Source organism: Sedimentitalea sp. (genome assembly GCF_039973035.1).
Classification (GTDB): domain Bacteria; phylum Pseudomonadota; class Alphaproteobacteria; order Rhodobacterales; family Rhodobacteraceae; genus Sedimentitalea.
On record NZ_JBDWLR010000042.1, the window covers coordinates 18,628 to 39,752 of the forward strand.

20 protein-coding genes are annotated in these 21,125 nt (G+C 59.5%); 13 read left to right on the forward strand and 7 right to left on the reverse strand.

Translation table 11 applies throughout. From position 1 onward, the window contains the following. The first annotated feature begins 29 nt into the window (after positions 1 to 29). The 9 genes from ABJO75_RS08800 to ABJO75_RS08840 all read left to right on the forward strand — a co-directional run bounded on the left by ABJO75_RS08800 (position 30) and on the right by ABJO75_RS08840 (position 11,317). On the forward strand, positions 30 to 950 hold the full coding sequence (locus ABJO75_RS08800; RefSeq protein ID WP_348135335.1) for a D-alanine--D-alanine ligase: 921 nt from the start codon (positions 30 to 32) through the stop codon (positions 948 to 950). Then, complete coding sequence (locus ABJO75_RS08805) at positions 938 to 1,810, forward strand: cell division protein FtsQ/DivIB (protein ID WP_348135337.1); 873 nt, start codon at positions 938 to 940, stop codon at positions 1,808 to 1,810. Before ABJO75_RS08800 ends, ABJO75_RS08805 begins: the two co-directional genes overlap by 13 nt. 3 nt (positions 1,811 to 1,813) lie before the next feature. Beyond that, entirely contained in the window at positions 1,814 to 3,148 is a 1,335-nt protein-coding gene (gene ftsA, locus ABJO75_RS08810) for a cell division protein FtsA (RefSeq protein WP_348135339.1), read from the forward strand. A gap of 174 nt (positions 3,149 to 3,322) precedes the next feature. After that, on the forward strand, positions 3,323 to 4,960 hold the full coding sequence (gene ftsZ / locus ABJO75_RS08815; protein WP_348135341.1) for a cell division protein FtsZ: 1,638 nt from the start codon (positions 3,323 to 3,325) through the stop codon (positions 4,958 to 4,960). 210 nt (positions 4,961 to 5,170) lie between these two features. Continuing rightward, positions 5,171 to 6,091: a UDP-3-O-acyl-N-acetylglucosamine deacetylase gene (lpxC, locus tag ABJO75_RS08820; RefSeq protein WP_348135343.1), complete on the forward strand. Its 921-nt coding sequence runs from the start codon at positions 5,171 to 5,173 to the stop codon at positions 6,089 to 6,091. Positions 6,092 to 6,210: 119 nt separating this feature from the next. Further along, positions 6,211 to 7,056, forward strand: coding sequence for an outer membrane protein assembly factor BamD (locus ABJO75_RS08825; RefSeq protein ID WP_348135344.1), 846 nt, complete (start codon positions 6,211 to 6,213; stop codon positions 7,054 to 7,056). Positions 7,057 to 7,187: 131 nt separating this feature from the next. After that, entirely contained in the window at positions 7,188 to 8,837 is a 1,650-nt protein-coding gene (recN, locus tag ABJO75_RS08830; protein ID WP_348135345.1) for a DNA repair protein RecN, read from the forward strand. A gap of 134 nt (positions 8,838 to 8,971) precedes the next feature. Then, entirely contained in the window at positions 8,972 to 10,660 is a 1,689-nt protein-coding gene (locus ABJO75_RS08835; protein WP_348135347.1) for a chloride channel protein, read from the forward strand. A gap of 123 nt (positions 10,661 to 10,783) precedes the next feature. Beyond that, positions 10,784 to 11,317, forward strand: a complete 534-nt coding sequence (locus ABJO75_RS08840; protein ID WP_348135349.1) for a VPLPA-CTERM sorting domain-containing protein — start codon at positions 10,784 to 10,786, stop codon at positions 11,315 to 11,317. A 76-nt stretch (positions 11,318 to 11,393) separates the two neighbouring features. Here ABJO75_RS08840 and ABJO75_RS08845 read toward each other — a convergent pair whose 3' ends face one another. Together ABJO75_RS08845 and ABJO75_RS08850 are read right to left on the reverse strand one after the other, a co-directional pair. Continuing rightward, complete coding sequence (locus ABJO75_RS08845; RefSeq protein ID WP_348135351.1) at positions 11,394 to 11,738, reverse strand: DUF427 domain-containing protein; 345 nt, start codon at positions 11,736 to 11,738, stop codon at positions 11,394 to 11,396. Positions 11,739 to 11,804: 66 nt separating this feature from the next. Next, positions 11,805 to 13,595, reverse strand: coding sequence for an aminopeptidase P family protein (locus ABJO75_RS08850; protein ID WP_348135353.1), 1,791 nt, complete (start codon positions 13,593 to 13,595; stop codon positions 11,805 to 11,807). A 157-nt stretch (positions 13,596 to 13,752) separates the two neighbouring features. Here ABJO75_RS08850 and ABJO75_RS08855 point away from each other — a divergent pair, with 157 nt between their 5' ends. Together ABJO75_RS08855 and ABJO75_RS08860 are read left to right on the forward strand one after the other, a co-directional pair. Then, on the forward strand, positions 13,753 to 14,094 hold the full coding sequence (locus tag ABJO75_RS08855; protein WP_348135356.1) for a hypothetical protein: 342 nt from the start codon (positions 13,753 to 13,755) through the stop codon (positions 14,092 to 14,094). A 248-nt stretch (positions 14,095 to 14,342) separates the two neighbouring features. Then, entirely contained in the window at positions 14,343 to 14,633 is a 291-nt protein-coding gene (locus ABJO75_RS08860; RefSeq protein ID WP_348432454.1) for a hypothetical protein, read from the forward strand. 45 nt (positions 14,634 to 14,678) lie between these two features. On the opposite strand, the gene ABJO75_RS08865 is transcribed toward ABJO75_RS08860, so the two are convergent. Genes ABJO75_RS08865 through cobT form a run of 3 tightly spaced genes read right to left on the reverse strand, consistent with a single transcriptional unit; the run spans position 14,679 to position 17,524 of the window. After that, positions 14,679 to 15,344 carry a L,D-transpeptidase gene (locus ABJO75_RS08865; protein ID WP_348135358.1) on the reverse strand — a complete coding sequence of 222 codons (666 nt, stop codon included), beginning with the start codon at positions 15,342 to 15,344 and terminating at the stop codon, positions 14,679 to 14,681. A gap of 27 nt (positions 15,345 to 15,371) precedes the next feature. Beyond that, on the reverse strand, positions 15,372 to 15,593 hold the full coding sequence (locus ABJO75_RS08870; protein WP_348414039.1) for a hypothetical protein: 222 nt from the start codon (positions 15,591 to 15,593) through the stop codon (positions 15,372 to 15,374). 56 nt (positions 15,594 to 15,649) lie between these two features. Further along, a complete protein-coding gene (cobT, locus tag ABJO75_RS08875) occupies positions 15,650 to 17,524 on the reverse strand; it encodes a cobaltochelatase subunit CobT (protein ID WP_348135360.1) in 1,875 nt (624 codons plus the stop codon). Positions 17,525 to 17,634: 110 nt separating this feature from the next. Between cobT and ABJO75_RS08880 the strand changes: the two genes are divergently transcribed. After that, positions 17,635 to 18,405, forward strand: a complete 771-nt coding sequence (locus ABJO75_RS08880) for a hypothetical protein (protein WP_348135363.1) — start codon at positions 17,635 to 17,637, stop codon at positions 18,403 to 18,405. Between the two features lie 55 nt (positions 18,406 to 18,460). Here ABJO75_RS08880 and cobS read toward each other — a convergent pair whose 3' ends face one another. Continuing rightward, positions 18,461 to 19,447, reverse strand: a complete 987-nt coding sequence (cobS, locus tag ABJO75_RS08885) for a cobaltochelatase subunit CobS (protein ID WP_348135365.1) — start codon at positions 19,445 to 19,447, stop codon at positions 18,461 to 18,463. Positions 19,448 to 19,849: 402 nt separating this feature from the next. On the opposite strand from cobS, the gene ABJO75_RS08890 reads away from it, so the two are divergent. Next, entirely contained in the window at positions 19,850 to 20,347 is a 498-nt protein-coding gene (locus ABJO75_RS08890; protein ID WP_348135367.1) for a DinB family protein, read from the forward strand. 51 nt (positions 20,348 to 20,398) lie between these two features. On the opposite strand, the gene ABJO75_RS08895 is transcribed toward ABJO75_RS08890, so the two are convergent. After that, a complete protein-coding gene (locus ABJO75_RS08895) occupies positions 20,399 to 21,025 on the reverse strand; it encodes a J domain-containing protein (protein WP_348135369.1) in 627 nt (208 codons plus the stop codon). Positions 21,026 to 21,125 lie beyond the last annotated feature (100 nt).

Sequence of the window (21,125 nt, forward strand, 5' to 3'; positions counted from 1 at the left end):
AAAAGGCACGGGAATTTGAGGCGCTAGTCGTGGGTCAGTCGAGCAGGACACCCCGAACAGTTGCGGTATTGTTGGGCGGACCCTCGGCTGAACGCGAGGTGTCGCTGTCCAGCGGGCGTGAATGCGCAACCGCTCTGCGGGAAGAAGGATTTGAAGTGACAGAGCTGGACGCGGGTTCGGACCTGTGTGATCGCCTGCGCGAGATTTCCCCGGACGTTGTATTCAATGCCCTGCACGGTCGCTGGGGCGAAGATGGTTGTGTGCAGGGGCTGCTGGAATGGCTCGGCATCCCCTATACCCATTCCGGCGTGTTGGCCTCGGCGCTTGCGATGGACAAACAGCGCAGCAAGGATGCGTTTCGCGCTGCCGGATTGCCCGTGGTCGAGAGCCTGATCTGCGCGAAGGAAGAAGTGCGCGCCCGCCACGTGATGGCGCCGCCCTATGTGGTCAAACCGAACAACGAAGGCTCGTCAGTCGGCGTCTATCTTGTGCATGAGGTGGCCAATGGTCCGCCGCAACTGTCGGATGACATGCCAGATGATGTCATGGTGGAAACCTTCGCGCCGGGGCGCGAGCTGACCACCACCGTGATGGGCGACAAGGCGTTGACTGTGACGGATATCCTCACCGATGGCTGGTACGATTACGACGCCAAATACAAGCCCGGCGGTTCGCGCCATATCGTGCCTGCAGACATTCCCACCGAAATCTTTGATCTCTGCATGGATTATGCGGTGCGCGCGCATGACGCGCTTGGCTGCAAGGGCCTGAGCCGCACGGACTTCCGCTGGGACGAAGCGCGCGGTGCGGATGGGCTGATCCTGCTGGAAACCAACACGCAACCGGGCATGACGCCAACGTCGCTCAGCCCGGAACAGGGAACAAAAACGGGGATCAGTTTTGGCGCAATGTGCCGGTGGCTGGTCGAGGACGCATCATGCCACCGGTAACCCCAACACCCCGCGATCCCGCCCCGTCGCGCATGCGGTACCGGATGCAGCGCTGGATGCTTACGCCCGGCATTCGCACAGCGCTGCGCATCGGCATACCGCTGATGGTTGTTATCGGCGCCGCTGGTGGGTTTCTGTCCGATCAGGACCGCCGCGATATGCTGATGCTCAAGATCGGCGAATTGCGCGCCGGCATCGAGGAGCGCCCGGAATTCATGGTGGGCCTGATGGCGATCGACGGGGCGTCGGCTGGGTTGTCTGATGACATCCGCGAGGCGGTGCCGCTCGATTTTCCAGTCAGTTCATTCGATCTGGACCTTGAACAGATCCGCACCAAGATTGCCGAGCTCGACCCTGTCAAGAATGCCAGTGTACGTATTCGCCCCGGCGGGGTGCTTCAGGTCGATGTGATCGCGCGCAAGCCCGCAATCATCTGGCGGAGCCGCGACGGGGTCGCGCTGCTTGACCGGAACGGGGCGCATATCGATGAGATTGGCAGCCGACTGCAATATCCCGACCTGGCGGTCATTGCAGGTGACGGTGCGGATGATGTCGTACCCGAGGCGCTGACATTGATTCAGGCGGCGGCTCCGCTAGGCGATCGGCTGCGCGGCCTGGTACGGGTTGGCGAGCGCCGATGGGATGTGGTGCTGGATCGCGATCAACGCATTCTTTTGCCACCTGATCGCCCGGTGCGTGCGCTGGAGCGGGTGATTGCGCTGAGCGAGGCGCAGGACATGCTGGAGCGTGATGTCGCCGTAGTCGATCTGCGGCTCTCGGCGCGACCAACTCTCAGAATGACATCGGACGCCGTCGAAAACTGGTGGCGCATTCGCGAAATAAACGGAAACGGGCAATAACCAATGGCAGACTTTTACCACACACAGCGGGCAATGCGGCAAATGCGGCGACAGGCGCTGCAGCGTGGTGTGATTGCCATTCTGGATGTCGGCAGTTCCAAGACCGCCTGCCTTGTCTTGCGATTTGACGGCCCAGAGCAGCTTAGCGAAGACAATTCAATTGGCTCACTGGCCGGGCAATCGGCGTTTCGCGTCGTGGGCGCGGCGACCACACGGGCACGGGGGGTGCAGTTTGGCGAAATCACCGCGATGCAGGAAACCGAACGGGCCATCCGTACGGCGTTGCAGGCGGCGCAAAAGATGGCCGAGATCCGTGTCGATCACGTGATCGCCTGTTTCTCGGGCGCCAGCCCGCGCAGCTATGGGCTTGATGCACACGTCGAACTCGAAGGTCAGGTTGTTACTGAAGCCGAAGTGGCCCGCGTGCTGGCCGCTTGCGAAGTCCCGGAGTACGGGACGGGGCGCGAGGTACTGCATGCGCAGCCGGTCAATTTTGCGCTCGATCATCGCTCGGGTCTGATCGATCCACGTGGCCAGTTGGGACAGACCCTGTCTGCGGATATGCATATGCTGACGGTCGATGCGGACGCCGTGCAGAACCTCGTCCATTGCGTCAAGCGCTGTGATCTTGAGCTGGCTGGCATTGCCAGTTCGGCCTATGCCAGCGGCATCTCGGCACTGGTCGAGGATGAGCAGGAGCTTGGCGCGGCCTGTGTTGATCTCGGTGGTGGTTCGACCGGGGTGTCGATTTTTATGAAAAAGCACATGATCTATGCCGATTGTGTGCGCATGGGGGGTGATCATGTCACCGCAGACATCTCGATGGGCCTTGGTATTCCGGCGGCCAATGCCGAGCGGATGAAGACGTTCTACGGCGGCGTCCACGCCACCGGAATGGACGATCGCGAGATGATCGATATTGGTGGCGATACCGGTGACTATGAACATGACCGCCGCAGGGTCAGCCGCGCCGAATTGATCGGCATCATGCGACCGCGCGTCGAAGAAATATTGGAAGAGGTCCGCGTCCGGCTTGATGCGGCGGGTTTCGAACACCTTCCCAGTCAGCAGATCGTCCTGACCGGCGGTGGCAGCCAAATCCCCGGTCTTGACGGGTTGGCCAGCCGCATTCTGGGCCAGCAGGTGCGTCTGGGGCGCCCCTTGCGCGTGCATGGTCTGCCACAGGCCGCAACAGGCCCCGGATTTGCCAGCGCGGTAGGGCTCGCCCTGTTCGCGGCGCACCCGCAGGACGAGTGGTGGGATTTTGAGATTCCCGTCGACCGCTACCCCGCGCGCTCATTCCGGCGCGCGGTCAAGTGGTTCCGGGACAACTGGTGACCGCTAGATATTGCCATCTTGGCGACATTGGGCGGAAACACGCGCGAAAAGGTCCATATTTTGGGGTGATTTTTGCGTTTTTGTGGTGACGACCGGCCCTCTGGCGGCTAAGGTCGTGACAATTGGACCAAAAAACACCCGCGAATGTGGGTCGGCAGAACAGGCGGAACTCAAATGACATTGAATCTCTCGATGCCCGGACAGGACGACTTGAAACCTCGGATCACCGTGTTTGGTGTCGGGGGGGCAGGTGGCAACGCTGTCAACAACATGATCGAAAAGCAGCTCGACGGGGTCGAGTTTGTTGTGGCCAACACCGATGCTCAGGCACTTCAGCAAAGCGCCTCGCAGAACCGGGTGCAGCTTGGCGTCAAAGTGACCGAAGGTCTGGGCGCGGGCGCTCGGGCAAGTGTGGGCGCTGCAGCCGCCGAAGAAAGCATCGAGCAGATTGTCGATCACTTGGCCGGCGCGCATATGTGCTTTATCACTGCGGGCATGGGCGGTGGCACCGGAACCGGAGCCGCGCCGATCATCGCACAGGCGGCACGTGAACTTGGTGTTCTGACCGTCGGTGTCGTGACCAAACCATTCCAGTTCGAAGGCGGCAAGCGGATGCGCCAGGCCGAGGACGGCGTGGAAAGCCTGCAAAAGGTCGTCGATACGCTTATCATCATTCCCAACCAGAACCTGTTCCGGCTGGCGAATGAGAAAACCACATTCACCGAAGCCTTCTCGATGGCTGACGACGTTCTCTATCAAGGTGTCAAAGGCGTGACTGACCTGATGGTGCGCCCCGGCTTGATCAACCTCGACTTTGCCGACGTTCGCGCCGTCATGGACGAAATGGGCAAGGCGATGATGGGTACCGGCGAAGCGGAGGGCGAAGATCGCGCCATTCAGGCCGCCGAAAAGGCCATCGCCAACCCGCTTCTGGACGAAATCAGCCTACGCGGCGCCAAAGGTGTTCTGATCAACATCACCGGCAGCCACGACCTGACCCTGTTCGAACTCGACGAAGCGGCGAACCGCATCCGCGAAGAAGTCGATCCCGAGGCGAACATCATCGTCGGCTCGACACTGGATACCGACATGGAAGGCATGATGCGCGTCAGCGTTGTCGCCACTGGTATCGACGCGGGCGAAGTGAACACCGATATCCCGGTTCCGCGTCGCTCCATGTCTGCGCCACTGCGCACCAGCGTCAGCGTCGAAGAAGAGCAGCCTGCGCCGCAATACGAAGAAGCGCCTGCTGCGCCGGTCGTGGCCGATGCCGCAGAAGAACGCACGTTGTTTGAGAACATCGAACCCGTTCAGGCCGTCGTGGAAGAGGAAGTTGAAGAGTTCTATCCACCTGCCGCCGAGACTCGCGAACAGGATGATGGTCTTCCTCCGCCAGCCTATGAACCCCGTGTTGCCGCATTCGAACCGCGCACGGAAACTGCCGAGGTGGAGAAATTCGTTGCGCCACGTGCTCCGGCTCCCGGAACTCCGTCACCCGAGGCCTTGGCCCGTCTGCAAAAAGCGGTTCAGAATGTGCCAAATTCGGCGCAACGCGGGACGGCTGCACAATCCCGTCGGCCTGCAGCCGCAGCTCCGGTGGATACAGGCGACAAGCCACGGTTCAGCGTCAACTCGCTGATCAACCGGATGACCGGCCATGCGGCGGACACCCCGGCAGATCGCGGTGCGCAAACTGCACGCCAGCAACCGCCAATGCACCAGCGTGACGCTGCGGAACCCTATCAGGACGAACCGGACCACGAGCAGGACCGGATCGAAGTTCCAGCCTTTTTGCGCCGCCAGGCCAATTAACCACGTCACAAAAGACACTGAACGGGCCGCCTTGGGGCGGCCTTTTCTCTTTTAAAAACAAAATCTTACCGGGTGTATGGCGGGGTTCTGCCGATATGTTACATGCATGTTTCATTCGGTTACAAAGATTGAGTTGAGTGACAATCAGCAGCCCCTTAACTGAGAGTACGCCAGCCCGGTCGTGGTTGGAGAAACGGTTAGAGGCCTGTCTTGCAAAATACGCTCAAAGCCCCGGTGACGTTTGATGGTGTCGGTCTGCACAGTGGTGCGCCCGCTCGTATGGTGCTGCGCCCGGCGCAGGCCGGTTTTGGCATCCGCTTTCGTCGCACAGATATCGAGCTTGGCAACGCTGTGATCCCGGCCCTCTGGGACCGTGTTGAACGCAGCCCGCTGTGCACCCGCCTTGTGAACGAGGCCGGCGTGTCGGTTTCGACCGTGGAACATGTGATGGCCGCGCTTTCGGGCTGTGGCATCAACAACGCCTTGATCGATATCGACGGCCCCGAAGTCCCGATCCTTGATGGGTCGTCCGCGCCTTTCGTGCGTGGCATCATGGCCCGTGGAGTGCAGTTGCAGGGTGCGCCCGTGGTGGCGCTGGAAATTCTCAAACCCGTCACCGTGGAAAAGGATGGCGCTCGCGCCACGCTTCTGCCTGCGGATGGCTTTGAAATCGAGTTCCACATTGATTTTGCCGACGAGGCCATTGGGCGTCAAAGCAAGGTCCTTGATATGCGTAACGGCGCCTTTGCCCGCGAACTCTGCGACAGCCGTACGTTCTGCCGTCAGGCAGACGTGGATGCGATGCACGAACAGGGCCTTGCGTTAGGCGGTACGCTTGACAATGCGGTTGTGGTCGACGGCGAAGAGGTCCTTAGCCCCGGTGGTTTCCGCCACACTGACGAAGCCGTGCGCCACAAGATGCTTGATGCTCTGGGTGATCTGGCGCTGGCTGGCGGTCCGATTCTCGGTCGTTACGTTGGTGAACGCGCCGGTCATGCGCTGACCAACACCCTGTTGCGGGCGCTGTTTGACACACCTAACGCCGTTCGGATGGTGGTCTGCGATGGTGAAGAAGCTGCACGCCTGCCGGGCCAGGGCCTCGTCTGGGCGGAAATCCCGCAAGTCGCCTGACTCTGAACCTGCGCGATCTCGTCCCCATGTCTTTATGGCGTTTTGCACCCGAAAATATTGTGCTAGACCCTTCCGCAATCGGGGCTACACCCCGGATCAGGCGACAAGGGTAATCTAGCATGTTGGGTGGCAAGTTCAGGGCCAAGGTCATCGGCACCGTACTTCTGGTGGCGTTTCTCGCCTCTTGCAGTGGCAGCAGTCGGGCTGATCGGACCGAGTCGCTGGAAGGCTATACCCCGGAACAGATCTTTGAGCGGGGAGAGTTCGATCTGGCCCGTGATCGTACCGACGACGCGGCGTGGTATTTCTCAGAGATTGAAAGGCTTTACCCCTATTCTTCATGGGCGAAACGCGCCTTGATCATGCAGGCGTATTCCTTTCATCAGGGCAAGGATTACCCCAATAGCCGCGCCGCCGCGCAGCGGTATATCGACTTTTATCCGGCGGACGAAGACGCCGCCTATGCACAATATTTGCTGGCGCTCAGCTACTATGACCAGATTGACGAGGTTGGCCGCGATCAGGGTCTGACCTTCCAGGCGCTGCAGGCGTTACGCACGGTGATCGAGGTTTACCCGGACAGTGAGTATGCCACCACATCGATTCTGAAGTTCGATCTCGCCTTCGATCATCTCGCGGGCAAGGAAATGGAGATCGGTCGTTATTACCTGCGCCGCAGTCACTATACCGCTGCCATCAACCGGTTCCGGGTGGTGATCGAAGATTTCCAGACCACTAGCCACACTGCTGAAGCGCTGTTCCGCGCGATCGAAGCCTATCTGTCTCTTGGACTGCTGGATGAGGCGCAGACCGCAGGCGCGATCCTTGGTTATAACTATCGTTCGTCCGAGTGGTATGATGATGCCTACAAGCTGCTGACCAGCCGCGGTCTCAAGATGAAGAGCCGGGGCAATAACTGGCTCAGCCAAATCTATCGCCAATCGGTCAAGGGCCAGTGGCTCTAGGGCGTTTCCGGAGCGTGCTGGGATCATTGCATATCGGAGTTCGCTTTGGCGGCACGCGGCTAGGTGTGATCCAATGTTGACGGCGCGCCCGGATCGATGCCGGGCGATACCTTTCATGCGGGATGGTTCGGATGCTGCGCGCGCTTGATATTCGAGACATGCTCATCATTGATCGGCTGGAGCTTGCCTTCCAGCCGGGTCTGAACGTGCTGACCGGCGAAACCGGGGCAGGCAAGTCGATCTTGCTGGATTCGCTCGGCTTTGTCCTTGGCTGGCGGGGTCGCGCGGAATTGGTGCGACAGGGGGCCGAGCAGGGCGAAGTTGTCGCCGTTTTCGACCTTCCTGCCGGGCATCCAGCGCATGCGGTACTGGAGGAGGCGGGTCTGCCCGGCGGTGACGAATTGATACTTCGCCGCATCAACCGACCGGACGGGCGCAAGACGGCCTGGGTCAACGACCGCCGCTGTTCCGGTGATGTGCTGCGTGCGCTTTCCGAAACACTGGTGGAATTACACGGTCAGCATGATGATCGCGGATTGCTCGACCCGCGCGGGCACCGCGAGATGCTCGACGCGTTCGGGGGGCTTGAGCAGGCGCGGAGCGAAACCCGCGCGACGTGGTCTGCCTTTTCACGGGCGAAAAAGCTGGTTGATGCGACGCGCGCTGCACTCAATGCGATCCGTGAGGAAGAAGAATTCCTGCGTCACGCGGTTGCCGAGTTTGATGCGCTTGATCCGCAAGCGGGAGAGGACGCCGAACTCGATGCGCGGCGGCGCACGATGCAAGGAGCCGCACGCATCCGAGAGGATGTTGCCCGTGCCCTTGGTTTGCTGGGTGGCGATGGTGCCGAAGGGGCGATGGCCGATGCACTGCGTTGGTTGGACGGAGTTGCCGAAAGTGCCGACGGCACGTTGGACGCGCCGCTGTCCGCATTGAACCGGGCGATGGTCGAACTGGGAGAGGCACAATCGGGTGTCGAGGCCAGCCTTGATGCACTTGATTTTGATGTACACGAGTTGGAAAACACCGAAGAACGCCTTTTTGCGATCCGGGCGCTCGCTCGCAAGCATGACTGCGCCCCTGACGAATTGCCCGCCACTGGCGTTTCTCTGCGCGAGCGTCTGGCAACACTTGATGCCGGGGACGCCGACCTTGCCCGGCAAGAGGCCGATCTTTGCACGGCGCAGGCCACCTATGAGACCACCGCAACTGCGTTAAGTGACCAGCGCGCTGCTGCGGCGGCGCAGCTCGATACCGCCGTGATGGCGGAACTTGCACCATTGCGAATGGAACGTGCCGAGTTTCGTACCATCCTTGATACCGCAGAGCCCGGACCGGATGGGCATGATACCGCGACCTTCACGGTCGCCACCAATCCTGGCGCGCCAGCGGGTGCGTTGAACAAGATTGCGTCGGGTGGCGAACTCAGCCGCTTTCTGCTTGCGCTCAAGGTCTGTCTGACCGGGCGTGACAGCGGGTTGACGATGATCTTTGATGAAATCGACCGGGGTGTCGGCGGTGCAACGGCCGATGCTGTTGGGCGGAGGCTGGCTGATCTCGCCGAGAATGGCCAGGTGCTTGTCGTCACCCATTCGCCTCAGGTCGCTGCGCGCGGTGCGCATCATTGGCGGGTCGAGAAACATGTCACCGACGGGTCCACCCTGTCGCGCGTGGTCCCGCTGCCCGAAACAGATCGGATCGACGAAATTGCCCGGATGCTCGCCGGTGATACTGTCACTGCCGAGGCCCGCGCGGCCGCACGTGCCCTGCTCGCGGGGTAGGGGCTGCAAACTGTGCCTTTCGCCGTGTCGTTTCTGACCTAGGGTCAGGTCAATGGCGATCGTTCTGGTAGATCGCTGTTTCATGTCAAAGCCGAAACGCTTTAGACAGGAGAGGCAACGACTGCGGAATCCAGATGACCGAAAGCACGCGTTCAATCCTTGCCAAGCAGTTGGCGCATGCCGCCGGCGCATTGCGCAATGGGTTGTCCGTCATTCGGCGGCGCGGGCCAAGTCAAATTCAGTTCTGGTTCATCGCGCTGATCATCGGCATTGCTGCCGGTTTTGCCGCGCTTGGTTTTCGGCTTGGGATCGCAACGCTGCAAGCCGCGATTTACGGCACCGATGATGTCCGGCTGCTGCACAGCCATGCCGAGCAATTGCCGTGGTACCTGATCCTTGTCATTCCGATTGTTGGGGGGCTGATTGTTGGTGTGATCCTCAATCGGTTCACGCCGGATGGTCGTGTTCGCGCGGTCGCCGATGTGATCGAGGGAGCCGCCTTGCGGGACGGGCGCGTGGAAACCCGCGCCGGGCTGGCATCGCTTGCGGCTTCTCTTATTACGCTTAGTTCCGGAGGCTCGTCCGGGCGCGAAGGTCCTGTCGTCCATATGGCCGGGGTGATCTCCACCTGGGTCAGCAACCGGATTCACGCCGATGGCATCACCGGGCGTGACCTTTTGGGTTGTGCGGTGGCGGCGGCGGTCTCTGCCAGCTTTAACGCGCCGATTGCCGGGACGATCTTTGCTCTGGAAGTCGTCCTGCGCCATTTCGCGGTCCACTCTTTTGCTCCGATCGCCATTGCAAGCGTTGCCGGGACCGTCATCAACCGACTGCACCTCGGGGATGTGGCCGAATTCAATCTCATCACGCCCGGCGCCTTGAAGTTCTATGTGGAACTGCCTGCCTTTCTGTTGCTTGGCCTCGTCTGTGGCGTCGTTGCAGCGGTAATGATGCGCGGCATTTTCTGGACAGAGAACATGGGCGATCACCTGCAGAGGCGCATCGGTTTTCCCGGTTGGCTTCGTCCGGCAATTGCCGGGGTAATGCTAGGGGGCATCGCAATCTGGTTTCCACATATCATCGGCGTTGGATATGAAACCACGCGGATCGCCCTGTCTGGCGAACTGCTGTTGCACACGGCGATCCTGTTCACTGTGGTCAAGGTCGCCGCAGTTGCAATTACCATGGGCGGGCGCATGGGCGGCGGGGTGTTTTCACCGTCATTGATGGTCGGGGCGCTGACCGGTCTGTCTTTCGGCATAATCGCCACCAATGTGCTTCCCGAAGTGTCGGGCACACATGCGCTCTATGCTTTCGCGGGTATGGGGGCAGTGGCGGCAGCGGTGCTGGGTGCGCCAATATCGACCACGCTGATCGTGTTCGAGCTGACGGGCGATTGGCAGATCGGCATCGCGGTTATGGTTTCGGTCAGCCTTTCGACTGCACTGGCCTCGCGGATTGTAGACCGGTCATTTTTCCTCACCCAATTGAAGCGTCGAGGCATCGCGCTTGCAGCAGGGCCGCAAGCCTATGTTCTGTCGTTGTTGCGTACTGGTGCTGTGATGCGCCCGCATGATCACGAGCGCGCGGCGGATCGTGAACGCTGCGCCGTATTGATTGCCGATGGTGTCTGTATCACCCCGTCCAGTACGCTTGAGTCCGCCATGCCGATGCTGGAACGGGGGACAGATGGGTTTTTGCCCGTTGTGGTGCTGGAAGGCGAGGAAACCAAGCCGAAACTGGTCGGTGCGTTGTTCTATATCGATGCGCTCAAGGCTTATAACCGTGCGCTGGCCGCCACTGCGGCCGAAGAACACTCCTGAACGAGCACAGAATTCTCCGGATAGGGACAATTGTCTGAAAGTTGACGTATTTGGGTCCTGATTTGACCATCTGACCGGGCGATACCGCAGACAGTGAAGTTACCAGTACGCGGAGTTAATCGCATGACGTTCAAACTTTCAGGGCTGGCTGCGGCCATTTTTGTTTTCGTGGCCAGCCTTGTGTCGTCCGCGAGTGCGGCAACCGTCGACGCACGGAACGCGGTGGCATTCGAGTTTGATTTTTCCACGACAGATTCAACGAGGTTCAACAGGTTCGGCTATAACTGCGGTAGCTGTAGCGGCGAGGGGCTGTTTTTGTCCGGCGCTACGATGCAGCTTGATTTTGGCACCACGCTTGGCGGGTCCGAGATCGGCACGCGGACATTCACCAACCCGTTCAATTTTGCGATCAGCAATGTCAGTTCCGGTCTGACGCCCGAAGTGGCTGTTCCCGGCTCGGTCGATACGCTGTTCATGACCTTCCGTTACGTGGATGACGCGTTCGAGATTTCGTCCGCAAATATCTACGGCCAATCGACGGGTGTGATGACCGGGACATTGATAGGCACCGTAACACCGGCGCCGGTTCCGCTTCCGGCTGGCATTTTTCTGATGGTCAGCGCACTTGGTGGGTTTGCGTTTATGAAACGCAAATAAATCGCTTTAACGCGTTTTGAAGTAAGAAAACCGGGGCCTCGTGCCCCGGCTTTTCATTTTAACGGCCAGCAATGATTCAGAGTTTTTCAACCTTGATCGAGGCACTCGTATAAAACGCGAGATGGTCCTTGATCGCGGCGACCGCCTCCAGTGGATCCTCATAAGTCCATACAGCGTCTTTATCGACCGATGACTTGTTGACGATCGAGTAGTAGTTGGCGTCGCCCTTGTGCGGGCAATGTGTTGTCTTGTCAGAGCGATCCAGAAACGCCATCGCGATATCGGAGCGCGGAAAATAGATAACGGGTGCGAGATCGCCTTCGCTGAGTTCAAGCGCATTGGCGGTTTCGCCCAGTATCGCGCCGCCTGACCGCACGGTCCATGTTCCCGGTTTCTTGCGTACACGAATTCGATCTGGCATCTTGTTTCCCTCTGAAACTTAGCGCCCAGCCCGCATGGCCAGCGCAACAAAAAATACGCCGCGGTCTCAGACCGGGGCGGTTGCCGCATCCAACCACATCCGGGCCGACTTGCCTACCCGCGGCGCGATCTTTTCCCGAACCTCTGCGTGGTAGGTGTTCAGCCAGGCCCGTTCGTCTTGCGACAACATGTCGGTCACGATCAGCCGGCGGTCAATCGGTACATAGGTCAGGGTTTGCCAACACAGCATAGTGCGTTCCGCATCGCCGCCGGGCAGGGCCGGAGCGGGCTGAACGACCAGCAGATTTTCGATGCGGATACCAAAGGCCCCTTCGCGGTAATACCCCGGCTCGTTTGACAGAATCATTCCTGACTCCAGCGGGACCGTGCTCATCCGGCTCAGGCGTTGCGGCCCTTCATGCACGCTCAGATAGGCACCGACGCCGTGGCCGAGACCGTGGTTGAAATCCTGCCCTGCCAACCACAGCGGCATGCGCCCGATCGCCTCGATATCGCGACCCGCCAGCCCTTTTGGCCAGCGCAGCCGGGACATGGCGATCATGCCCTGAAGCACGCGGGTAAAGGCTGCGCATTCCTCCGTGCCGGGCGCACCGATTGCAATCGTGCGGGTGATATCGGTGGTGCCATCCAGATATTGGCCGCCGCTGTCCAAAACCAGCAACTGGCCGTCTTTCAACACGCTGTCGGTTTCTTCGCTGACCCGGTAATGCATGATCGCACCATTGGGCCCCGTGCCGGAAATGGTATCAAAGCTGATGTCCTGCAAGGCGTTGTCTTTGCGCCGGTTTTCCTCCAGCTGTTTGACAACCGCGATCTCTGTCAGACCTCCAGGCGCTTGCGCATCCAGCCAGGCCAGCACTTCAACCATCGCGGCCCCGTCACGCAGATGCGCCGCGGCGCTGCCTTCGATCTCGGCCCGGTTCTTGCGCGCCTTGGGAAGTGCGCAGGGATCTTCACCAAACACCGCCGAGGCGCCAAGCACATCTGCCAGCTTTTGCGGCGCGGATGATTTTTCGAGCCGCACCGGCCCGCTCAACTCGGCTAGCGCGGTCAGAAACCCGTCAGGCGGACAGATCGTGACCATCTCAACCAGATGGTCACGTACTGCGTCGAGCTTGGCCGGTTCCATGAACAGATCGACGCGCCCGTCGTCATGCAGCACAGCGAATCCATGCGCCACCGGATTGCGGGCGATGTCAGAGCCACGGATGTTCAAGAGCCACATGATCGAGTCGGGCAGGGTGATCACCGCTGCACGATGCCTGGCATCGCGCAGTTCCTTGGCCAGCCGTGCCGATTTGTCGGCAGCGGTTTCGCCGGCGAATTCCAGCGGATGCGCTTTGACTGGCTGCATGGGCGGGGCAGGTTGATCCGGCCAGACCCGGTCCACAAGGTTGTCGGATTGCACCATAACGATGCCGGTCTCGTCAAGGACTTGTGCCCAGCGTTCAACCTCGGCCACGGTGTGCAGCCACGGATCAAATCCGACCCGCCCGCCATCCGGCAAGTGTTCGATCAGCCAGTCGGGCAGACCCACGTCCGGCCATGGTACCGGAGTATACTCCGGTGCCACCTGCGCCTTGACCTGCGTGCGATAACGCCCGTCAACAAACACGCCTGCCACATCGCCTAGCGCCGCACAAAAACCCGCCGATCCGGTGAACCCTGTCAGCCACGCCAACCGCGCATCATGATCGGCGACATATTCGCCTTGATGGGCATCCGCACGCGGAACAAGGAACCCGTCAAGCCCTTGGGCCTGCATTTCCTCGCGCAACCGTGCGAGCCGGGGGGGGCCCTGTTCAGGGCGGGCAGTCACTTCGAAACTCTGAAACATGTAAGGCCTATCTGCTTCTTGCGTTGCGGCGAAACCTGAGCGGGTCGGGGGAAAATGTCCAGCCCGTCCATCAGATGCCGGTGCAAACCTAATGCGCACCTTGCAGAGCCGCCTGAACCAGCGCTAGTTTGCTCTCGCATCCCCAGAGGACTCCCAAATGAAAAGCCTGATCGCGTTCCTTTTGCTCGTGCCTGTCGCCGCCCTGTGCGAAGGCACAGAAGAACAGGTTGAAATGCCAGATCTTGCCGCCGATGCGCTCGTGGAAAAGGCGGGATCGGCAAAGCGGGTTCGGGGGTTGGAACTCTCACGCGCCGTTCCACGTCGAAATGGCAGCAAATCCATGTGCGGCACCACCAACGCCTATAACAGCGCTGGCAATTTCATCGGACTGACCTATTGGGAATTCACATTCAACGCCGATGGCTCCGAACTTGAATCCATGCGCGACGTGACCGGCCTGAACAGCGCGTGTTACAGCGCCAGATACAAGAAATATTGAGCGCTTCGCGGTCCGATGGCGCTCGTCTCTGGTCCAGAGGATTCGAAGCGCGATCGACACCGATTTGAGACATCTAGTGCGAACTCACCACAGACGCCGTTCAAATTGCGGTCCTTAAACTGGCTTGTTGCGGAGTTTTCTGCCGTTCGATAGATGAAATACAGGAAACCGATTTACGCTTTGACGGATTGTACATCCTGAGACGCGTATGCTGTTTGAGTACCAAGAGCTGTTGGGAGATGTCGTCAATGAACGTTCGGGTTTGGGTTATGGGGTGCGCAACGTTGTTGGTTGGCGCCTGCGATGAATTCCAAGACTTCAGCAGCAGTCCAACAGACGGCTTACTGACACAGGCCCCCGAGGGCGTTCTGGCGATCGCAGCACCAAACCAAGATCTGACCGCTGTTCGGGTAGACCCGGCAAACGGGTGCTATGTCTACCGCTACAAAGGCCCAGTGGAAACAACACTTCTGCCGCTTCGTACCGTGGATGGCAGGCCTATCTGCACCGGTTCAGTTGATGCGCAGGTGGCTGGGTAATCTATCCAAGGTCGCGGCGAACGCCGGTCAGGCTGACAATAGGTGTCAGGTTTTCGCGGCGGTCAACTCTTCGGGCGCATACAAAATCGCCCTAGAACCTGTGTTCACCTGCTCATACAGACCGTTGATGTGAGCCATGATCATGCGCACGCAACCGGAACTCGCGCGACCGCCAATGGATCTCGGGCTCGGGGTGCCATGGATGCGCAGATAGGTGTCGCGGTTGCCGACATAAAGATAGAGCGCACGTGACCCGAGTGGGTTTGACGGCCCCGCATTCATGCCGTCAGCATGTTGTGCATAGGCACCGGGATCGCGCTTGACCATGGCAGGGGTCGGCGTCCATGTCGGCCATTTCGCCTTGCGCTTGATGCTATAGGTGCCGGGTTCGTAGAGATTGCCCTTGGCAATGGCGACGCCGTATCGCATCGCGGTGCCATTGTCGCGGATATGATAAAGATAGCGCGCCACAGCATCCACGTGGATGTCACCCGGCGTCAGACCCGGGTTTGCCTCGACGACCTGAGGCAGGAACCTGTTCGGAACGCCCCATGGGTTCGAAGTGGCGGGATCGTAATTTGCCGGTGTAACCCGCGCATCCCATGCGTTCCACTTTGATCTGTCAGTGGTGGCAGCACTGGCAGACGATACCGCAAGCGGTGCCGAGAACATGGCCGCCGTCGATCCAATAAAGTGGCGTCTGGTCAACATGGATTCGCGCTCCTATCCAGTTTTCAGTCAGGCAATTGCCCCGGAGGGGTTTAACCAGCGGTTCATTGCAAGACTAGTAACATGGATGTGTAAGGTCTGAATCGTGTAGATATTGTTGCGATAAAACAATTGCGCCGCGCCGCTTGATTGCGAGAAACCCGAGCAAACGTTGCCGTTAAACTGTGCATTCTGATCTATTATCGGCTGTGCAACGACATGACGTTCGAGTTCAGATTGCTCTGAACCCATGCGTAAAATGTCGTCTAAAGCCTCGGAGCTTTTTTAGTTCAAACCGCCGAACCGCCTCAACTCGCTCGCTTAATCCCCATCACCCGTGCGCGGGCGCGAGGGTCGGCATCGAACAAGGCAGCAAGCTGTTCGGTCATGGCGCCGGCCAATTGCTCGACATCGGTGATCGTCACGGCGCGTTCGTAATAGCGGGTCACGTCATGGCCAATGCCGATGGCGAGAAGTTCGACCGCTTTGCGCCGTTCAACCATCTCGATCACATCGCGCAGGTGCTTTTCCAGGTAGCTGGCCGGATTCACCGACAGGGTCGAATCGTCGACCGGCGCACCGTCTGAAATCACCATCAAGATCTTGCGGGCCTCGCGCCGGTTCACCATCCGCCGGTGCGCCCATTCCAGCGCCTCGCCGTCGATGTTTTCCTTGAGCAGGCCTTCTTTCATCATCAGACCGAGATTGTCGCGCGACCGTCGCCATGGGGCATCCGCACGCTTGTAGATGATGTGGCGCAGATCGTTCAGCCGTCCCGGCTGTTGCGGGCGGCCATCGTTCAGCCATGCCTCGCGCGCCAGCCCGCCTTTCCACGCCCGAGTGGTAAAGCCGAGAATCTCGACCTTGACGTTACAGCGTTCCAACGTGCGGGCCAAAACATCCGCACAAATCGCAGCAATCGAAATTGGCCGTCCTCGCATGGAGCCGGAATTGTCGAGCAAGAGCGTCACGATGGTATCGCGGAATTCAGTGTCTTTCTCGACCTTGAAACTCAGCGGAGTGGTCGGGTTCGCCACCACGCGTGCCAGACGCCCGGCATCCAGAATCCCTTCTTCGCGGTCAAATTCCCAACTGCGGTTCTGTTGTGCCTGCAACCGGCGCTGCAGCTTGTTGGCCAGCCGCGACACGGCGCCTTTCAAGGGTTCAAGCTGCTGATCCAGATAGGCGCGCAGCCGTTCCAGTTCGACCGGCTCGGCCAGATCCTCGGCGGCGATTTCCTCGTCGTGGTCGGTCTTGTAGACCTTGTAATCAGGATCAGCGTCCGAGATCGGCTGCGGGGCAGGAGGCTCGAGCGGCGCTTCGCCTTCGGGCATTTCGGCATCTTCGGTCAGATCCTGATCGGCGAGATCGTCAGAGCTGACCTGTGCCTGAGACTGGTCCTGCTGATCGTCCTGTGTCTGTTCCGGATCGGCATCGGCGCTGTCGTCGTCATCATCCTGACCGGTGCTGTCGGGATCCTGATCGTCCTCGGTATCATCCTCGGCCTGATCCTCTTGATCCTCGTCTTCGCTGTCCGGATCCTCGCCAAGTTGATCGCCATATCCCAGATCGGCAATCACCTTGCGCGCAAATCTGGCAAATTCGGTCTGGTCGGCCAGCCGTTCCTGCAGGTCTTCCAATGTGCCGCCGGCCTGGTCCTCGATAAAGCCGCGCCACAGTTCCATGACGTTCTGCGCCCCGCGCGGCATGTCTCGCCCGGTGGCGAGGTGGCGGATCAGATAGCCCGCCGCCACGGACAGCGGTGCCTCTGAGGCCTGGGTGATCTGATCATATCCCCGGCGTAACGCATCATTTCCGATCTTGGCATCGATGTTGCCTGCCGTGCCCGGCATGTCGCGCGCGCCCATCGCTTCGCAGCGGGCCGTTTCCATTGCCTCGTACAGCTCACGCGCCATGTCGCCCGGCGGGGCATAGCGCGCGTGGGTGGCATTGCTGTGATACTTACGATTGAGAGCCAAGGCATCGGCGGTGCCGCGTGCCAGCAACACCTCGTCGCGTGTCATGCGGCGGCTGACCTGGGGCAGGCGCATTGCGTCGCCCGACAGGCCCGAGGGATCAACTGTATAGCTGATCGACAACTCGGGATCGTCCGCCATCACCTTGGTCGCTTCGGCCAGCGCCTTTTTGAACGGATCGGCAGGGTTGTCGGATTTGATGGCCATTGCGATGCTCGACAGTCTGAGGGTTGGCGTTGCGCGTCGGGTGTATCCCACGCAAGATGATCTAGTCCGGTCGGTGTTGGCCGCACATGGGAATACGAAGGAAACCGGTCTTGCGCGTTGTATATTGTGTTTACGGAAAGCGAAAGTACGTCTTGCAGATGGAAGGCTCGATCGCTTCGCTCAGACGCTTTCACCCCGAGGCGAAGATCGAAATTCATACAACGCCCGACTGGGCGCCACGTCTCGCGCATCTTGACGCGGATATCCGCCTGATCGACACGCTGACACCGCGCGACAGCGCCTGGCATGACCCGATGATGAAAGCCGCGGCGATCGGGGCCGCCTGTGGCTCGGATTTCCTGTATCTCGACAATGACACCTACATCTGCGGCCCGCTGCAGTCGGCGTGGGATATGCTGGACAAATTCGATTATATGGGGGTCCACGCGCCGATCTATGATCAGCGCGAATTTCTCGGCTATCCCGCGCCAGGCGATCTGCCGTGCACGCCTGATGCGTTTACCGAGTGGAACAGCGGCGTTCTGTTCCTGTCCGGCCGGCAGGCCACCACTGATCTGATCAAGTATTGGCAGAGCCTGTTGTCACGCGGTTACGAAGGCGGCAGTGATCAGTGGTTGTTGCGCGTGGCATTGTGGCAAGGGGCAGGGCGGTCTCATGTCCTGCCACCGATTTACAACTGTCGTCTGCCACTGCGCCCGTCGGTCTATGGTCAGATCAGAGTGCTCCATGCAGAACATCCGAATCTGGCACAAGTCGCTAAGGCACTGAACGCCGATCTCGGGCCGCGCCAGATTCGGCGCAGGGATGGCGAATGGACCTATGCGTTGGCCCATACAAAGCAATCACGCCCTGCGATGTGACCGTGCAATCGGGATCGGCCAAAATGCCGATCCCGATTGGTATTGATACGGTCGCTTATCCCAACGCGGTGCTTGCAGCACTTTCCGGCAGCTCTTCGTCAAAGCAACGCTGATAGAACTCGGCAACGGTCTGCCGCTCCAGTTCGTCGCATTTGTTGAGGAAAGACAGGCGGAACGCATAGCCGACATTGCGGAAAATCTCGGCGTTTTGCGCCCAGGTGATCACGGTCCGCGGGCTCATCACCGTAGACAGATCACCGTTCATAAACGCCGTGCGGGTCAGGTCGGCCACGGTCACCATCTGACCGATGGTCTTGCGACCCTTCTCGGTGTTGTAGTGCGGTGCCTTGGTCAGAACGATGGCGCTTTCGGCGTCATGGCTCAGATAATTCAGCGTCGCGACCAGAGACCAACGGTCCATCTGCGCCTGGTTGATCTGTTGGGTGCCGTGATACAGACCCGTCGTGTCGCCAAGGCCCACAGTGTTCGATGTTGCGAACAACCGGAAACAGGGGTTCGGCGTGATGATCTCGTTCTGATCGAGCAGTGTCAGTTTGCCGTCATGCTCCAGCACCCGCTGAATCACGAACATCACGTCGGCACGGCCCGCATCATATTCGTCAAAGACGATCGCGGTCGGATTGCGCAACGCCCAGGGCAGGATGCCTTCGTGGAATTCGGTGACCTGCTTGCCATCACGCAGCTTAATCGCGTCCTTGCCGATCAGGTCGATCCGGCTGATGTGGCTGTCAAGGTTGACGCGAACGGTCGGCCAGTTCAACCGGGCCGCAACCTGTTCGATATGGGTCGATTTCCCTGTTCCGTGATAGCCTTGGATCATCACCCGGCGATTGTGCGAGAACCCGGCCAGAATGGCCAGCGTGGTATCCGGATCAAATTTATAGGTCTGGTCCACTTCGGGTACACGGTCGCTGCGATCGGCAAACCCCTTAACTGTCATAGGGGTATCAATTCCAAACACTTCCCGCACCGAAACGTCTTCGGTTGGTTTCGCATTCATCTCAATCGCGCCGTCGGCCATGCCCGTTGTCCTTATCCTCGGTCCCCCCGGCTGGGGGCTGAACCCGCGTGTGGTGCAACATTAAGCGGGCAAGGGCAAGGGGACGGGCGGTGAAATTCGATCCAACAAGGCACTGAGTTGGAGGTTTCTTGATAAGGTGCGGACAGACATAGCGCAGCGGCCATCCTGACAATCGGTTCGCCATCCAATGATTGTAGGTCGGCAACGCGAGACGAAACGATCATCCCCGACGCTTGACGCAACCCATAAGATGACTGATCTTGCCCCTGTGAACTGGCCGTATTGGCAATCCGATCAGGATATTTATGCCAGAGATCACGGTGTCGAATAGCGCCAGCCAAGACGCTTCTGCACTAGCGTCTCAGATTCAACCCACATCAAAAATCACTGGAGGCTGAGAAAATGATCTCATCCGAATACTGTCGGCTCATGGCTCGCTACAATACGTGGCAAAACATCTCTTTGGTAAGCGCCGCCGATGGACTCAGCAATGCGGATCGCTGGAAGGATCGAGGTGCGTTCTTCCAATCGATTGCGGCTACTCTGAACCATCTTTACTGGGCTGATGCCTTGATGTTGCAGCGAATAAAAGGCAACGAGCGCCCAGAAGAAACCATCACGCACTCTCTGACCAGCCCGTCAAATTGGGACGATTTCAAAGCGCTACGCTCGCAACGCAACGATGAAATCGAAGAATGGGCGGCCCGATTGGCCGATACTGAGCTCAACGGTACGCTTGTTTGGTATCCTGGGGGCGGTTCAACCCGGATCGAAAGATCAACGGCTCTCTGTGCTGCTGAACTCTTCAATCATGAGACCCACCACCGGGGGCAGGTCCACGCTATGCTGACGGCTGCGGGTGCCAAGCCAGAGCCAACCGACCTCTCGATAGTGCCATAATCTGTTCGCTCGGGCTAAAGCCGGACGTTGGAGGCCCAGAGCGTAAGTACCTCAGTCTCTGAAATTCCGGCTGACCTTGATCTGATCCCAGGCCCAGACCACCAGTTGCAGCTGTTCTTCCTGACTGCGGTCGCCGCCGTTCATGTCCGGATGCAGCACCTTGATCAGCTTCTTATAGGCTTTGCGCACCTCGGTCTTGGTCCAGCTGTCCTTGCCTTCCAGAATCTCGATCGCCCGGCGTTCCGTGGGCGGTAAACGTTTTCCGGCACCTCCGCCCCTGCCCGGGTTCTGCGTTGCATTCGCGCCCAGCACCTGATGCGGGTCCTCAATGCCCAACCGTGCCCAGGCCCGTGCTTCGGGGTCGGTCATTGGCTTGGTCGTGCGCTCCCAGACCTTGTCCTTGGACTGCTGCGCGTTGATTTCGGCCTCGGTGGTTCCGTCAAAAAAATTCCACTTCAGGTTGTATTCGCGCACGTGCTGCTGGCAGAACCAGTAATAGTCATCCAGCACGTCCGGCGCCTTGGGTGCGCGGAACTTGCCCGGCTCCGTGCATCCCGGGTGCTCGCATTGCCGCACCGAGGTTTCGGAGGCGCCCGACATCCCCCGGCGTCCGCGCGGGTTCTTTTTCTTGGCTGACTTGATCGACATGTCAAAGCCAAAGGGGTCTGATTTTGTCATCGGTGGAACCTTTGCACGGGCATCTTTCAGTTTCGGAGACCAGAGTTTAAAGTATGTGGCGTGAGATAGAAGAGGGTGCGGCAAAAAAATTTCCGCAATT

Bases quoted from the DNA above. Each gene is read 5' to 3' on its own strand.
- ABJO75_RS08805 (WP_348135337.1), top strand. From the start codon at position 938: ATGCCACCGGTAACCCCAACACCCCGCGATCCCGCCCCGTCGCGCATG.
- recN (WP_348135345.1), top strand. From the start codon at position 7,188: ATGCTGCGCGCGCTTGATATTCGAGACATGCTCATCATTGATCGGCTG.
- ABJO75_RS08870 (WP_348414039.1), bottom strand. From the start codon at position 15,593: ATGGGTTCAGAGCAATCTGAACTCGAACGTCATGTCGTTGCACAGCCG.
- cobT (WP_348135360.1), bottom strand. From the start codon at position 17,524: ATGGCCATCAAATCCGACAACCCTGCCGATCCGTTCAAAAAGGCGCTG.
- ABJO75_RS08890 (WP_348135367.1), top strand. From the start codon at position 19,850: ATGATCTCATCCGAATACTGTCGGCTCATGGCTCGCTACAATACGTGG.
- ABJO75_RS08840 (WP_348135349.1), top strand. From the start codon at position 10,784: ATGACGTTCAAACTTTCAGGGCTGGCTGCGGCCATTTTTGTTTTCGTG.
- ftsA (WP_348135339.1), top strand. From the start codon at position 1,814: ATGGCAGACTTTTACCACACACAGCGGGCAATGCGGCAAATGCGGCGA.
- ABJO75_RS08845 (WP_348135351.1), bottom strand. From the start codon at position 11,738: ATGCCAGATCGAATTCGTGTACGCAAGAAACCGGGAACATGGACCGTG.
- ABJO75_RS08850 (WP_348135353.1), bottom strand. From the start codon at position 13,595: ATGTTTCAGAGTTTCGAAGTGACTGCCCGCCCTGAACAGGGCCCCCCC.
- cobS (WP_348135365.1), bottom strand. From the start codon at position 19,447: ATGGCCGACGGCGCGATTGAGATGAATGCGAAACCAACCGAAGACGTT.
- ABJO75_RS08865 (WP_348135358.1), bottom strand. From the start codon at position 15,344: ATGTTGACCAGACGCCACTTTATTGGATCGACGGCGGCCATGTTCTCG.
- ABJO75_RS08835 (WP_348135347.1), top strand. From the start codon at position 8,972: ATGACCGAAAGCACGCGTTCAATCCTTGCCAAGCAGTTGGCGCATGCC.
- ftsZ (WP_348135341.1), top strand. From the start codon at position 3,323: ATGACATTGAATCTCTCGATGCCCGGACAGGACGACTTGAAACCTCGG.
- ABJO75_RS08860 (WP_348432454.1), top strand. From the start codon at position 14,343: ATGAACGTTCGGGTTTGGGTTATGGGGTGCGCAACGTTGTTGGTTGGC.
- ABJO75_RS08895 (WP_348135369.1), bottom strand. From the start codon at position 21,025: ATGACAAAATCAGACCCCTTTGGCTTTGACATGTCGATCAAGTCAGCC.
- ABJO75_RS08825 (WP_348135344.1), top strand. From the start codon at position 6,211: ATGTTGGGTGGCAAGTTCAGGGCCAAGGTCATCGGCACCGTACTTCTG.
- ABJO75_RS08855 (WP_348135356.1), top strand. From the start codon at position 13,753: ATGAAAAGCCTGATCGCGTTCCTTTTGCTCGTGCCTGTCGCCGCCCTG.